This is a genomic window from Saprospiraceae bacterium (assembly GCA_016715965.1).
GTDB lineage: Bacteria > Bacteroidota > Bacteroidia > Chitinophagales > Saprospiraceae > Vicinibacter.
The window spans coordinates 1,362,632-1,376,774 of sequence record JADJXG010000001.1; the positions used below are offsets into that span (position 1 = coordinate 1,362,632).

12 protein-coding genes are annotated in these 14,143 nt (G+C 40.5%); 5 read left to right on the forward strand and 7 right to left on the reverse strand.

Annotated features, from left to right (window positions below; translation table 11 throughout):
• Positions 1–57: 57 nt before the first annotated feature.
• Both IPM48_05040 and IPM48_05045 read right to left on the reverse strand, forming a co-directional pair.
• Positions 58–1,209, reverse strand: coding sequence for an FAD-binding oxidoreductase (locus tag IPM48_05040; protein MBK9270940.1), 1,152 nt, complete (start codon positions 1,207–1,209; stop codon positions 58–60).
• 18 nt (positions 1,210–1,227) lie between these two features.
• On the reverse strand, positions 1,228–1,560 hold the full coding sequence (locus tag IPM48_05045; protein MBK9270941.1) for a heavy-metal-associated domain-containing protein: 333 nt from the start codon (positions 1,558–1,560) through the stop codon (positions 1,228–1,230).
• A 150-nt stretch (positions 1,561–1,710) separates the two neighbouring features.
• Between IPM48_05045 and IPM48_05050 the strand changes: the two genes are divergently transcribed.
• The 3 genes from IPM48_05050 (at position 1,711) to IPM48_05060 (ending at position 2,981) form a co-directional block, all read left to right on the forward strand.
• Positions 1,711–2,145, forward strand: a complete 435-nt coding sequence (locus IPM48_05050) for a DUF4293 domain-containing protein (GenBank protein ID MBK9270942.1) — start codon at positions 1,711–1,713, stop codon at positions 2,143–2,145.
• Between the two features lie 67 nt (positions 2,146–2,212).
• Positions 2,213–2,467, forward strand: coding sequence for a 30S ribosomal protein S20 (locus tag IPM48_05055; GenBank protein ID MBK9270943.1), 255 nt, complete (start codon positions 2,213–2,215; stop codon positions 2,465–2,467).
• Between the two features lie 106 nt (positions 2,468–2,573).
• Positions 2,574–2,981, forward strand: a complete 408-nt coding sequence (locus IPM48_05060; GenBank protein ID MBK9270944.1) for a 6-carboxytetrahydropterin synthase — start codon at positions 2,574–2,576, stop codon at positions 2,979–2,981.
• Here IPM48_05060 and IPM48_05065 read toward each other — a convergent pair.
• Positions 2,978–3,682, reverse strand: coding sequence for a T9SS type A sorting domain-containing protein (locus IPM48_05065; protein ID MBK9270945.1), 705 nt, complete (start codon positions 3,680–3,682; stop codon positions 2,978–2,980). The genes IPM48_05060 and IPM48_05065 overlap by 4 nt on opposite strands.
• A gap of 298 nt (positions 3,683–3,980) precedes the next feature.
• A complete protein-coding gene (locus IPM48_05070) occupies positions 3,981–5,984 on the reverse strand; it encodes a T9SS type A sorting domain-containing protein (protein MBK9270946.1) in 2,004 nt (667 codons plus the stop codon).
• Between the two features lie 306 nt (positions 5,985–6,290).
• On the opposite strand from IPM48_05070, the gene IPM48_05075 reads away from it, so the two are divergent.
• Both IPM48_05075 and IPM48_05080 read left to right on the forward strand, forming a co-directional pair.
• Complete coding sequence (locus IPM48_05075) at positions 6,291–7,637, forward strand: FAD-dependent oxidoreductase (protein MBK9270947.1); 1,347 nt, start codon at positions 6,291–6,293, stop codon at positions 7,635–7,637.
• Complete coding sequence (locus tag IPM48_05080) at positions 7,634–8,968, forward strand: 4Fe-4S binding protein (GenBank protein ID MBK9270948.1); 1,335 nt, start codon at positions 7,634–7,636, stop codon at positions 8,966–8,968. The genes IPM48_05075 and IPM48_05080 overlap by 4 nt, the downstream gene beginning before the upstream one ends.
• Before the next feature lie 97 nt (positions 8,969–9,065).
• Here IPM48_05080 and IPM48_05085 read toward each other — a convergent pair whose 3' ends face one another.
• The 3 genes from IPM48_05085 to IPM48_05095 all read right to left on the reverse strand — a co-directional run bounded on the left by IPM48_05085 (position 9,066) and on the right by IPM48_05095 (position 14,101).
• On the reverse strand, positions 9,066–11,384 hold the full coding sequence (locus tag IPM48_05085; GenBank protein ID MBK9270949.1) for a hypothetical protein: 2,319 nt from the start codon (positions 11,382–11,384) through the stop codon (positions 9,066–9,068).
• 860 nt (positions 11,385–12,244) lie between these two features.
• On the reverse strand, positions 12,245–13,141 hold the full coding sequence (gene ygiD, locus IPM48_05090) for a 4,5-DOPA dioxygenase extradiol (protein ID MBK9270950.1): 897 nt from the start codon (positions 13,139–13,141) through the stop codon (positions 12,245–12,247).
• A gap of 78 nt (positions 13,142–13,219) precedes the next feature.
• Entirely contained in the window at positions 13,220–14,101 is an 882-nt protein-coding gene (locus IPM48_05095) for a pirin family protein (GenBank protein ID MBK9270951.1), read from the reverse strand.
• Between the last annotated feature and the right edge of the window lie 42 nt (positions 14,102–14,143).

The window sequence follows — 14,143 nt, forward strand, 5'->3', positions numbered from 1 at the left end:
ATGATTTTTAAAATCAAAATCCAATCAGATCAATTTAGACCTGTTGGGTGATGGGATTTATTGCTTGAGCAACATCTCCGCAGCTTCGTTTCCAACCAAAGTACCTATTGCGATGCCCATACCACCCATCCTCACAGAGACACCTACCCTTTGACTTTGCATTTGGATGATGGGTTTTTTGACCGGGCCAAGCCCCATTATTCCTACCCATGAATCACAGATTTCATACCTGTTGTTTTCCAGCAGATGCTGCTCAGCAAATTCGATTAGAGAATGTTGTATTTTTGGATTGTATCCAATTTGATCGGTGTACTCGTTTTCCAAATCCAAATGTCTTCCCCCACCTATCAACAATCCACCTTTCACCGGTCTAAAATATACATAGCCCTTATGATGGTGGTAGGCTCCAGTTAATAATAGAGGATTTTGGGTTTTCAAAACCAGGACGTGGTTTCTGGCAGCTGTAAGCTGGAGTTCTGGCATCAGTTGTTTGGCAAATCCATTTGTGGCCAACAAAAGTTTTTGCGCAGAAAAGGTAAATCCATGGTTGCAAGATATGGTCAATTGTTCTGTTTCCTCCTGCCATTGGAGAACGCTCGTATTAAAATAAATTTGACCTCCCAATGCATAAAATTTCTTCATCAAAGACAAGATCATTTTCATTGGATCGAGCAGAGATTCATGTTCTGTTTTAATCATGCCCGCTACATTGGTAAATCCATGATTCGAAATTTCATCGTGGGCCATTGAAAAATAATTTTTCAATCCAGTCCACTTTTGGATTTCTGCATTGATTTGCTGCAATTGCTGATCAGATGGACAATCCATTTTGTTTTCATCCGTGAAAACTTCATATCCGCCTGCGGAATTCCAGCCTATATCTTCGTTTGGTAGTCGTTTTCTCAATGCGCCGATTCCATCATATCTCTTTTTAAAAAGCGCAAAAACCTCTTCAGCTGATTGGTTTTGCAGGTCATCCAGCAATTCACCCGCACTGCCAAAACAAGCAAATCCTGCATTTTTAGTACTTGCCCCATCAGGCCGCCAGCCTCTTTCTAGAATACACACCCTGGAATTTGGCTTATTCTCTAAGTAACTGATTCCCGCATTAAGTCCAACGATACCAGAACCTACGATGCAAAGATCATATTGAGTCTGAAGACCGATTCTTTCCCAGTAACTAATATTGAATGGAAAAAGCTGGTCCATCAACCGTGTTTGATTTGATTATTTTCTCGGATAATGACAACACTCGTGTAAGGCATTATAGGTTTCATCATTGGCCCTGTATTTTGGTGTATCATAACCTGCAGCAGCAATTCTGAGTTGAATTTGATCCAAGCTGATAAGGCTGGGGTTGTAGTAAAGATTGAGCAGTTTGGTGTTCACATCCCAGTTAGCTTTTTTTACTCCCTTTATTTTGATGGCTTTTTCAATATTTTTTTTACACATACCGCAGTTACCTCCTACCTCAAAGCTGGTCTGCTCAAAATTCTTAGATTGAGCGCAGACGATGGTCCCTAAGAATAAACACAAGAATAAGACCCATAATCCTTTCATTTCAATTTATTTTCTAAAAGAACGGGTGGAGTGGGTAATGAGTTTAAAACTGCAAGGACTATATGCAAATTACACAGGCTAATGGGCATTCAATAACGAAGGATCGTGTTAAAAAAAGTTGGTATTTTGCCCCTTAAAACCAAGCACGACATGATTCAAAGAATTCAAACCATATGGTTGTTTCTGGCATCTTTGGCCTTTTCTGTAGCATTGTGGCCCTCCATTTCACTGGTTAGGACACCGGTTTTGGAGGAATCTGTGCTTGCTGACGGCAGAATTCAAATCTGGGAAAGCCATGTCCTGAGTTCAGGAGCGGTGATTTCCCTGATCTTAACAGTGGCTGCCATTTTTTTATACCGTAACCGCCCCAATCAGGTTTTGATTGCGAGCCTGGCAGCCCTTGTTCAGATTGTATTGGTTTTATTGTCAACATTTTATACGACATATAAGCTTGGGCAGTTTGATCAAATGGGTTTGGATCTGGGTGTTTTCACAGGCTTTGCAGGCGTGTTTTTGGTATGGTTAGCCGCCCGCGCCATCCGTAAAGACGAGGAAATAGTCAAATCCATGGATAGACTTCGATAAATTTTTTCAGAAAAGGGTATTAATAATCATCACTTGCCTTATCTTTGCACTCCTTAAAAGAAAAAGCATGGCAAATCATAAATCTGCGCTCAAGAGAATACGTCAAAACAAGGTGACAAGAATGGCCAACAGGTATTACAAAAAAACAACCCGTACGGCTGTTCAAAAACTCAGAAGTCTTACAGAAAGCTCTGAAGCCAAGAAGTTATTGCCAAGAGTCATCAGTATGATTGACCGTCTGGCAAAGAAAAACACCTGGCACAAAAATAAAGCATCCAATTTGAAAAGCAGCCTGACCAAACAAGTGGCCAGGATCGCCTGATCCAGTGATCAGAGCTTCTCAATTCATTCATAAAAATCGTGCAAGGAAATAAACCACTTTGCACGATTTTCATTTTAAAGGTACAAATCAATCATTTTTTCGGCTCATGAGAATTTCAGTGTATCGCAAGGCCCATTTTAATTCAGCCCACAGATTGTTTAATCCAGATTGGTCCGAAGAAAAAAACAAGGAAATTTTTGGAATTTGTTCCAGCCCTAATTTCCATGGGCACAACTATGAAGTAGAGCTAAAGGTCACCGGCGAATTGGATAAAGAGTCGGGTATCCTCATTGATCTTAGAAAATTAAAAGACTTATTGAAGGAAAAGGTAGAAGATCGCTATGATCACAAAAATCTGAATGTGGAGTGTCCTGAATTTAAAAACAAAGTCCCTTCCGCAGAGAATCTGTGTATCGAAATTTATCAGCTTGTTCGCCCGGAAATACCTGCAGCCATGGACATTGCCGTCCGGCTGTATGAGACTCCCCGCAATTATGTCGAATTTCCGGCTTAAGGCCTTTCAGACCTTTTGTACAGCTTGAGGGTTTTGACTACTTGTTGGTTCTGGCCGACCAGTCTCACCATATAGATGCCATCTGTCAACATGGAAATATCATAAGATTTTCCTTGAATCGCATTAAAACCCAACAGCTTTTTACCCATGATGTTATAAATTTCGATTCGGCTCAAGCCATAATTAAAATCTACGGTAAAACTATTTTGGGTGGGATTGGGGTACATCCGGATAAGTTGGGTTCTGGCCGGACCTTTGGTACTTAAGGATTTATTAAATAGGTAGTCGACTTTGAGCTTTTGGGTGGTATCCTGACGTTCAAACACATAGACTTCCACGTGGGCGCTGCCCTCTATTTCATGGTCAGCGACGTGCACATCCAGATTCATCAGTGCATTTGGCTCTACCGCATTGTAATTTTCCTCAGGACATCTGGTCACAAAACTGGGATAACAATTGAGATTGTCGCAAACGTAAGCTTCCCAACCTTCTGTAAGGGATACATCAATCCGTTCCCATAGCAATTCGATGGAACGGGTGTGGCGATTGGCCACTTTATTGTAGCATACATGCTCAAATACATTGGGGTCTGTAATAAATTCGATTTTGCATGGATTTTCTAAGGCCTCAAATTTGGTAATCTGGGCGGATACCATCTTAGAAACCATGAAACAGAACAAGGTGCAGTAAAATATCTTCATGACCATCCTATTTTAAGTACAGGATACAAAGATAATGTGAAAATCAGACAATTGGCCAATTTGTAAATCTGAAAATTGGAAAATTCGAGAATTCAGATGAACCCATGAATCAAATGATACAAATTAGGGGGTTAAAAACTCCGAGTGGAGCAACCGGACGGATGGTCAGTTAAATATAAGAAAAACCACCAGCTTAGAAAGTCTGTATTGAAATGCTCAGATATTGGGGGAAAAAGAAAAAGCCTTCTGGAGATGACAGAAGGCTTTTTAAAAAGAGGTTTTGTTTTAGATCTGTTTATTAGAAAACAGTGATTTTTTGTGTTTGAAGCCCCTTGGCTGTGCGAACTTCCACAGAGTACACTCCGGACTCAAGGTCCACAGCATAACTGAGGTTGTTAAGACCAGCCTGAAGACTCTGTCCATTCGCAAGTTGAGACACAAATCTTCCCTGCATGTCGAACAATCTGATATCCGCTTTGGCGCTCTCCTCCATTCTGACATCCATGTTGATCCTGTCTGAAACTGGATTTGGAAAGACTTTCATCGATTGAACGATACCGGGATCTTGTGTGCCTGAAGTTCCGTTTTTAATATTGACATCGTCCAGGAAATAAGCCCAGCCATTGCCTCCGGTTCCTCTGAATTGAACAAGAATTTCCGGGGTACCATCGAAAGCTGACAAATCAACTTTCTGGGCTTTCCACTGATCGGGTAGAGGCAGCCAAAATCCAGGAATGTGGCTATTGACCACATCCACTACTGGTACTGAAGCCATGCTGCTTCCAAAATCTGAATAAACGGTAGTCCATGTATCTCCGCAATCTGTGGAGATGAGAAGTTCCATTTTATCATTGCTATTTGCATCTTTCACCGCATAGGCATAATTCCAGCTGGCCTCTGTATTGATTCCTTGTGAAAGATCAATTTTGTCAAAATACAAAGAGGCCACCAATCCTCCCGATCCAGCATCGGAAAAGGCAAAAAACATGTTCCAGGCAGATTGGCCAAAGCCCCCCATCATGTGTGGGAAGTTATTACCCTGTGCAGCACTCGCTCTAAAGATTCTAAGTCCATTGGTTTGGACATAGGTTTTTGCGACGGGTGTAGTCCCGCTGCCTGTTTCAAATCCTTCATTTAAAGTATTGCCATTGGTAGCATTTGGAAAGGTTAATAATCTAAGCTGATCTTCAAAATTATTCACCACATTGCGGTCTCTGATTGCTCCTCCATTGATTCGATCGATGTAAATGTTAAAGGTAGCAGATCCGAGGTTTAATGGGAGGTTGTTAAAGGTATGGCTTGCCTTGTCACCGGGAAGCAAAGATCCGCTCCAGTTGATGCGGGGTCTTGCGACACCTGAATTTAATTGTACAAAATCGATGGAAGTAATCGGAGTAGAATCAGTAGAAACGTTTTCAAATTCCAAATCATAGGATACGGAATTATCACATTGGTCCACCCGGTTTTTCATGGTACCGGAGATTAAGTTGATGTCGAAATACCCACCCTGCGCCTGTTTGGGGGCAGAATAAGCAGCTTGAAATACTTCCCTGGCGCCTGCTCCTGAAACCACTGCATTTTGGACAAATGCCACTACAGAAAGTTCGTTGACAGAATATATGTAAGAGGGCACCGGCACTCTGAAACTAAAGCTTTTGGTTTCTCCCGGAGTGATGGCGGTCGTCAAACGAGTACCTGATTGGTTAGGGATCATTTTACGCATTACATGGGAAAATTCAATTTCTCCATTGGTAGCGGCCTGTCGCGGGAATCTGATTTTGCTTTCTGTAATTACTGTATGAAGAACATAGTTAGTTCCAGTGAAATCAACACTGCTCACGTTCTTAATGTCCACATTGATAGACATACTGTCCTTGCCGGCATCGAGGGTCACTTCGTGATTAACATTGAGTTCGATCGGCGAAGTAACCGCCATTCTGCTGTCCAAAGGAGCAGAATTAATTACCAGATTGATCGGATGCCCGTTGTGAGGAATGGTACCATCCAATCTACAAGAAGGGGCAGAGTTGATTCCGTAAAACTGATGTCTTGCCTGTGATTCAGGTATATTATGTCCATACATTGGATCACCTGTTGTGGGGATGTAACTTTGATATTTAAGCGCAATTACATTGGGTCCTCGTGATTCCAAAAAAGGGTCAAAAATCGGATTGGTGGATGCACATGGTGGGCAGGTTGCACTGGTGTATTCCTCAATGAGGACTTTGCGCACGGCCTGAGCGTCCAGGCTAAAAAAAGCAACGAACGCCAACAGAATGAGTAAGGTAAATTTTCTATTCATTTTGATTTGATTTTGTGATTTTATTTTTTCAAACTGCAATATTAGCGATTTATTAAATACGGATTTGGATTTAATTTGATTTTTCGACGAGATTTGGAGATGAATTGATCAAAACTTCGAGTACGATTGATGAAGTTATTCCTACTCCATTATTTATCAATTTTTTAAACATTAAGATTATTTTTATGATTATTTCTGATACAAGTTTGCTTCTCGAAATTTATCGACCGATCTCTCACAGAACAACGTTTAATTTTGATTTTTGTAAATTTGTGAGTTTATCTTCCGGCCTTAAAACGCACCAAATTGGCTAGAATCTGTATTATTGGCAATGGTATTTCAGGAATTACAGCAGCCAGACATCTCAGAAAAAAAACGAATCACGAAATCCTGGTCATTTCTGAGGAGAGCGAATATTTTTATAGCAGGACGGCTTTGATGTATGTCTATATGGGGCACATGCAATGGAAGGATCTGATGCCCTACCCGCCCGATTTTTGGACTAAGAACAGGATTGAGCTGTTGAAGACAAGAGTTAAGACCGTAAATTTTGGTGCAAAGAAAATTCATACGACCGAAGGTCAGGCTTTGGACTATGAACATCTGATTATTGCCACCGGCTCCGTTCCGACAAAATACAATTGGCCGGGTATGGAGCTCAACGGTGTTTTTAGTTTATATCACCGCTGGGATCTGGATGCCATCGAACAATGGTCTAAAAATATGCAGGAAGCTGTCATTGTAGGTGGTGGATTGATTGGAATCGAACTGGCTGAAATGCTAAATAGCAGAAAAATCAAAGTCACCATGTTGGTCAGAGAATCGGAATATGGGTCCTACGTGCTTCCCAACGAAGAGGCTAAGATGGTCTCAATGCACATCCGAAATCATGGAATTGATCTTCGCTTGGGTACTCAATTGGAACAAATTTGCGGAAAGGATCAGGTGGGTTCAGTTATTTCGGATCAAAGAGAGGAAATCCCATGTCAAATGTTGGGTATTTGCATTGGTGTGCGACCAAACATTGATGTGTTTCAGGAAAGCGGACTGGAATGTGATTTGGGTGTTTTGGTGGACGATCAGTTGAGAACCAACTTTCAGGATGTCTATGCGATTGGAGATTGTGCGCAACTTAGACATCCCCAGCCTGGAAGGAGGGCCATAGAACCACTCTGGTACACAGGAAGAATGATGGGAAAAACAGCGGCAGCCAACATCGCAGGAGAGCACTCGTCCTATCTTCCTGGAATTTGGTTTAACTCCGCTAAATTTTTTGACATCGAGTACCAGGTGTATGGTCAGATCCTGCCCAAAACACCAGAAAATATCCAAAGCATTTACTGGAGACATCCCACCAAAGAAAAGTCGATCCGGATCAATTATGAAAGGGAAAGTCTGGTGGTTACTGGATTTAATCTGATGGGATGTCGTTTCAGGCAAGAGGTTTGTGAGCTGTGGCTGCAAGAAAAAACAATAATTACTCAAGTCCTTCAAAATATTCGGCTCGCTTTTTTCGATCCTGAATTTTATGAAGATGTTGCCGTAGAATTTTTGAAATCTGCAACGAATCAAACCGGTATAGAATTGCAAGCGCAGGCAAACTGGAAACTCAATGAAGTAATTCGATTTCTGGAGAAAACAACAAAATCATGATCGCGGATTTGAATAAAAAAATAACTGAAAAATGGATTTCTTTATCCGCTTTGGCTTCAGGAATCGCAGGGCTTCTTATTTTGATTTTGTGCACTTTCCATTCTTTAAAGCCTTCGCTTTGGAATCTTTTTCTTTCATTCTTTTTATTGACTTCAGGAGTCATCTTGTATGCTTTTCATTTGTACAAAGGCAAACTCCCCGGTATCAAAAACAATCAACTCTATACTTCTCCATTGACCTCAAGAGGATGGCTGGCATGGATTCTTGCATTTTTACTCACCGTATTTTATGTTTTGCTTTACTGGTATCCACAATATTTGGGCTTGAGAGAATCCAGCAATTCCGGACTTATCGCCTTGTTTGATCCTTTGAGCCGATTTTTAAAAAATCAGGATGCAAGTCAGTGGTTTGTTTACGGTGTTCTTTATACATGGGCAATTTTAATATTTGGAATCAAATATATTTGGAAGTACAGACACTCAAAGTACCAAATTGTCAGAACGATATCTGTGATGTTTTTTCAGTTTGCTTTTGCATTTCTATTACCAGAACTCATGCTAAGACTCAATCTTCCTTACAATGATTTAAAAAATATGTGGCCATTGAATTATTATTTTTTTGATGGTTGGCGCCTCAATGAATTATTGCAAGCTGGGAATATTGGCGGTTGGATGTTGGTGTGGGGCATTCTCATGGTGGTTTTGATCTCACCGGTCCTGACTTATTTGTATGGTAAACGGTGGTATTGCAGTTGGGTCTGCGGTTGTGGAGGACTTGCTGAAACAGCCGGAGATTCATTTAGACAACTTTCTGACAAATCAATTAGTGCCTGGAAAATAGAAAGATATTTGGTCTATTCGATATTGGTCATTGTGCTGATCATGACTGCAGGAGTTTTGTATTCTTATTTTACAGGTCAGGAAACTTTTCTTTTTATTCAAACTGCTGCGCTTAGAAGTTGGTATGGATTTTTAATCGGTGCTGCATTTTCGGGTGTCATTGGTGTGGGATTTTATCCTCTGATGGGAAGCAGGGTCTGGTGTCGGTTTGGTTGTCCAATGGCCGCTCTATTGGGTATCCAGCAAAAGTTTTTCTCCAGATTTCGCATCACCACCAACGGAGGACAGTGTATATCTTGTGGCAACTGTTCTACTTATTGCGAAATGGGTATTGACGTGCGTGCCTATGCGCAGCGGGGACAGGACATTGTTCGCGCCGCATGTGTCGGTTGTGGTGTTTGCAGTGAGGTATGTCCACGCGGAGTTCTCCGATTGGAAAACGGAAGTGTGGATATTTTTGAGCGAGCGGTGAAAGCAAGGAATGAGGAATGAATATTCAAAGTCTTCACATGGTCTAAAAATAAATAACTACACTTTGCTAAAAATTTGAACAGGTCAGATGCCCAGCTCAATTGGATAATTTCACAAACTATCGTTGGACAATGATCAGTTTTCCTTTTTTATTTTCAACATCCAGAATGTAAACGCCAGCTTGAACATGTTGAAGGTCCACCTTGATTGATTTGCCTCTAAGGATTAGCCCTCCATTGCAATCAAACAATTGGTAACCTGATTCTTTATCAAAAATAATTTGATCGGTCGCAGGATTCGGGTAGAAGTAAGCTGTTTCCTTGTTAGTATTATTTGTGGAACTAATGTTGCAAAATTCTTCGATAAACTTCATCGTGAATCCATGAAACTCTGCCTTTACATTGTGCTCTGCATTTGTCACATCGATTTGGTTTTCCAAATCATTTAACTGGGCAGGATTTAATGTAACAATAGACGGAAACGCGGATGGGTTGGCCAATAAGATTATTCGCAATGAATCACTAAAGTATTTTAAAAAATTGTTTTCATCCAAAAGATCATTGTTTTTAAGATCTTGAAATATATTTTTTGAAAGCGTTTCAGAAATTAAGGAAGACCGGTCGAATCTTTCCGGAAATAGCGGTGATTTTTTGTGTTCCAATAAATGAGCACACGCACCGCGATCCCGATAATTTTTTAAATTGGTTTTAGCCTGGCCATTCCCAACTGGGCCAACGCCAGGATTCCGGTCGTTCTCGCTGATAGAAACAATGTACGGTATTTTGGCGAGCTGGGATAAGATTTCACTGCCTGACGAATTGTGATTAATGGCAGCCTTCCATCCCATTGCATTGACCAGAAACTCTGTAAAAGCACCACCGGCTGAGTATCCAAAAGCAAAATGGTCGGTTTGGAAATCAAATCTTCCGCGAGCGATCAAAGTGTCTCTAACCGCTCTGATGTTTGCAAAATCAATAAGATTTGTATCCAGGCCATAACTCCATCGGAAATTTCCATCGTTGTCGAAATCGATGTCAAATTCACTTTCTTCACTGGTGATTCCAATAACTCCATAGTCTTTTGACATCAGACGGTCCACAAATTGTTTAACTTCTATATCATACATCATGTTGGTGGCGTTTCCATTGGTCCCGTGCAAGAACCAAACAACTCCTTTCAGTTTATCTTTGGACGGTAAATAAATTTGGATTCTCTTGTTATTTTCTTTGGCCTTGATGATCGTTGGCGTCAATCTCATATCATCTTCCAACACAGCATAGTTAGCACGAATGCTGATATTTTTACCAGGCATGGTACATACTGTATGGTATTCTTCTGGAGACTCCAGGTTTTCCACATCACCCGACCAATGGGTAAACACCATTCCATCTTTCTGTGCAGCCCAGACGTGCACAACCTCAGCTTCCTGATAAAATCCGTCTCCATATCCATCTTGTACGACCAGTTCAAAATCTTGGGCTCCATGATCTTCAAGTGTATATTGTTTCATCCATTCCCAATGAAATCGAGGTGAATCAAACGGATGGTTATCACCATTGGGATAGCTGTGGGCAAGACCTCTGACAAAAATATATTTAAACTCGTAACCCTTTTTCGCTGTATTGGTTTTTGGCAAGTAGGTCGCGACCATTACCCGATTGGTGTCTCCCTCTAAAGAGAAGGTATCCTGCAATTCAAAATATTTTTTGTGGGCTTCTGCAATTTGGTACAATCTTCCATTTTTATAAGGGAGACCAGGAGTACTGATTAGATAGGAGAACAGAGAGAGCGGAGCCGGTTCTCCATCCACTCCGGGACCGTAATCACGATCACCTAGCTGATAGAGCACGGGCAATTTTCTGATTGGGGTATAGTTGGTATCTATAAAAAAGCTAGAGGCATTCTGTGCTACCGCCGCCAAAACATCCCCCATTTCAATGCTGCATTTGGCAGCCATGTTGCCACCGTTTGAAAAGCCGTTTAGGTAAATTCTCTGTGGATCAATATTGGCTCTTTGACGAATGAGTTCAATGATCTTTCTTAAGAACAGAATATCGTCCTTTGGATCTTGCCCCGACTGAAATACAAATGAAGCATCCGGAGGGGTATTCCATTTGGTGGTGACCTTATCTCCTTCGTTGTCTGTAATTCTATATCGCAATGCGGAAGGAAAAACTGCAATAAAATTTTCTTCTTCCGCAAGCTCTTTCCAACCATGCGCATTGTAAAAGACTTCTCCATCTCCACCTGTCCCATGGAGCATAAACACCAGGGGAACAGCAATATTTGATTTATAGCTTAGGGGCACATGAACAAAAAACTCTCTTTCTACTCCTTCAGACATCAGGGTAATACGGCTTTTGCCATAGGGTATTTCCTGAGAAAAGAGCAGTAATGAGGCCCAAAGTGAAAACAGCGCGGTAGTGATGGTTTTCATTGTATTTTAGTTTTATAGATAGGTCAAAGTTAGTGAAAGAAAATAAGGAAAAGTATTTTTATTGAATTTTGGCTAAATATCCAAAATTGTATTTTTTAAACACTCCAAATGAAATTTCGATTTGATTTCAGATGATGATGAGTTTCTAAAATTGATATGGCATGCCACGGCATCGCTTTTACCAAAAGCAAGGATGGCTTTTGGTTCATCCTAAATTTTGAATGGACAGTTTTACACCTTAAATCTTCCTCAATAAAACTTTAATCTAAGGAATCTAATTTTTTAAAAAGTTTGAAACTGAATTCACAAATTGATCCTTCTGATCTATATGGATCCAATGGCCTGCTCCATTAAAAATTTCAAGTTGCGATGATTGAATATTTTTTTTCAATTGTTCATTGATGCATTGACAATGGTTGTAAAGGACCCATCGGTATATCAGTGAAGTGGAGAAGGTGAGTCCTGAGAAGCAACAATCACTGGCCAAATCATCCATCCATAAAAATATGAGAAAGTTTCATCTAGACATAACACCTGTAAAAAAGCGTAAGATTAAATCCAGTTAAGCTCTAAATGATAGACCTGAATTATTTCATTGCTCGAATGATCAATTATACTTGAAGTAATTATATTATTTTCTCACTCGATTAAAAATGACGGGTCAGAACTTAAATCAGAAATAGGTATTGCATGAATTTTGGGCAAAAGTCTTCCTCGATAATCTTGGTTTATGAATATGGACTTGATTAAATCAATATTTTAGACCAATTAGCCGGAGAATAGAGATGTTTTAATGGATGAACACATATCTCCATTTTCATCATCTTCTCATTCCAATTCTCCACGAACTCTAAAATCCATCAGCCGATTTTCACCGAAGTCATCGTCAATGAACCAGCAATTGCTTTGTCATTGAATAAACTAAGCTCCTCATTTTTATTTCTTAAAGCCAATGAGTAGAGCAAAGGCAGGTAATGTTCGGGAGTGGGTATGGCCAATTCGAATGCTCTGCCCTGTGAGCGAAACTGAATCAGCGAATCATGGTCGCCATTCAGTATAAATTTGTTCATTTTTTCTCTTGCTTCCATTGCCCAGTCAAAACCGTATTCAGAGTCATTGAGTCTATCCCATGCCACCATCCGAAGATTGTGCACCATGTTGCCGCTTCCGATCACCAATACACCTTTTTCACGAAGCGATTTTATTTCCTGCGCCAATTCGTAATGATATCGCGCGGGTTTGTTGTAATCCAAACTCATTTGGATCACCGGAACGTCTGCATTCGGATACAAGTGTTTGATCACACTCCAGGCCCCGTGGTCAAGTCCCCATTTATCATCCAAACCAACTTCGGTTTTTTTAACAAGCGCCTTGGTATCCTTTGCCAATGCAGGACTGCCTGGAGCAGGGTACCGCACCGCAAAAAGTTCTTTGGGAAAGCCACCAAAATCGTGGATGGTTGGAGGATTCTGCATGGCAGTTACAAATGTGCCGTTTGTTTCCCAGTGGGCTGAAATACATAAGATGGCATTGGGCTTTGGAATTTCTTTGGCGACATTTCTAAAGCCTTTTACAAATTCGTTTTCTTCAATGGCATTCATCGGACTGCCGTGTCCAAGAAACAATACAGGCATTTTGTCTGTATGGCCCATAGGTTCAGTCATTTTGGAAAGTTCATATAGTTTCATGGTTGCTACTGTTAAGGGTCCCGCTGTAATGAGCGGGACCAATGATTTTAAAAATGTTTTTCTGTTCATTCCTTTTTTCTTTTGAATAAGTCAAATACTCAGCGGATTTTATTTTTCCGCCTGCATACGCTCCATTTTTGCTTAAGTTTAATTTGAATGTTTGATAAGTTCACCATATTTGCCGGCATGAAAATCTCTGAAAGCCTCAGCAATTTCAGCTTCCGAATTCATCACAAAAGGGCCATGTGCAACAATTGGCTCGGTGTATTTTTCTCCACCAAATAAAATTAGATCGACAGCTGAATCGAAGGGATTGTTTATTTCAATGATTCCCTCTTCTCTTCCAAATTCAATAAATTCACCAGATTTATAATTAGTATCGTTGATGACAACATCGTGCTCAGGTAGAAATGCAGCGTATTCCAAATCATTTTCAGTAGAAATTGAACATTGCTTTCCTCTTTCCAAATGAAGATGATAAACAAACTGTTTGGAATAATTAGGAATTTTTGACTTTAAATGTTCGAATTCACCAACAATTACTTTCAACCAGGATCTTTCATCATCTATAATGTATTTTGGAACTTCCTCGGCTGCTATCGAAAGATATTCAGGTGGCTCTGCTTTTATTTTGGCAGGCAGATTAATCCAAAATTGAAAACCGTGGGTCATTCGATCGTCTGTTTTGGAATCCACTTTAAATGTTTCATCGTGGACAATTCCGTTTCCTGCTTTCATCCACTGAGCACCACCTGAATGTACTTTGGCATGATTTCCTCTGCTGTCAAAATGTTCACCTTCACCTTGCAATATATATGTCAGGGTGGCAATTCCCCTGTGAGGATGCGGTCCTGTACCTGAATTCATGAACTCTTTATTATATGGGTGTTTGACGGGAGCAATGTGATCCAGAAATACAAAAGGGCCGACAGCATCCGCATATCTGTTGGGTAAAATACGTAATATGCGAATGTCGCCAATGTCGGCTCTTTTTCCCTGGGCGGAGAAACTTATTTTCTTTTTATCCATGACTTTTCAATTTTATACATTCTAAATAAATCAACACCTAAA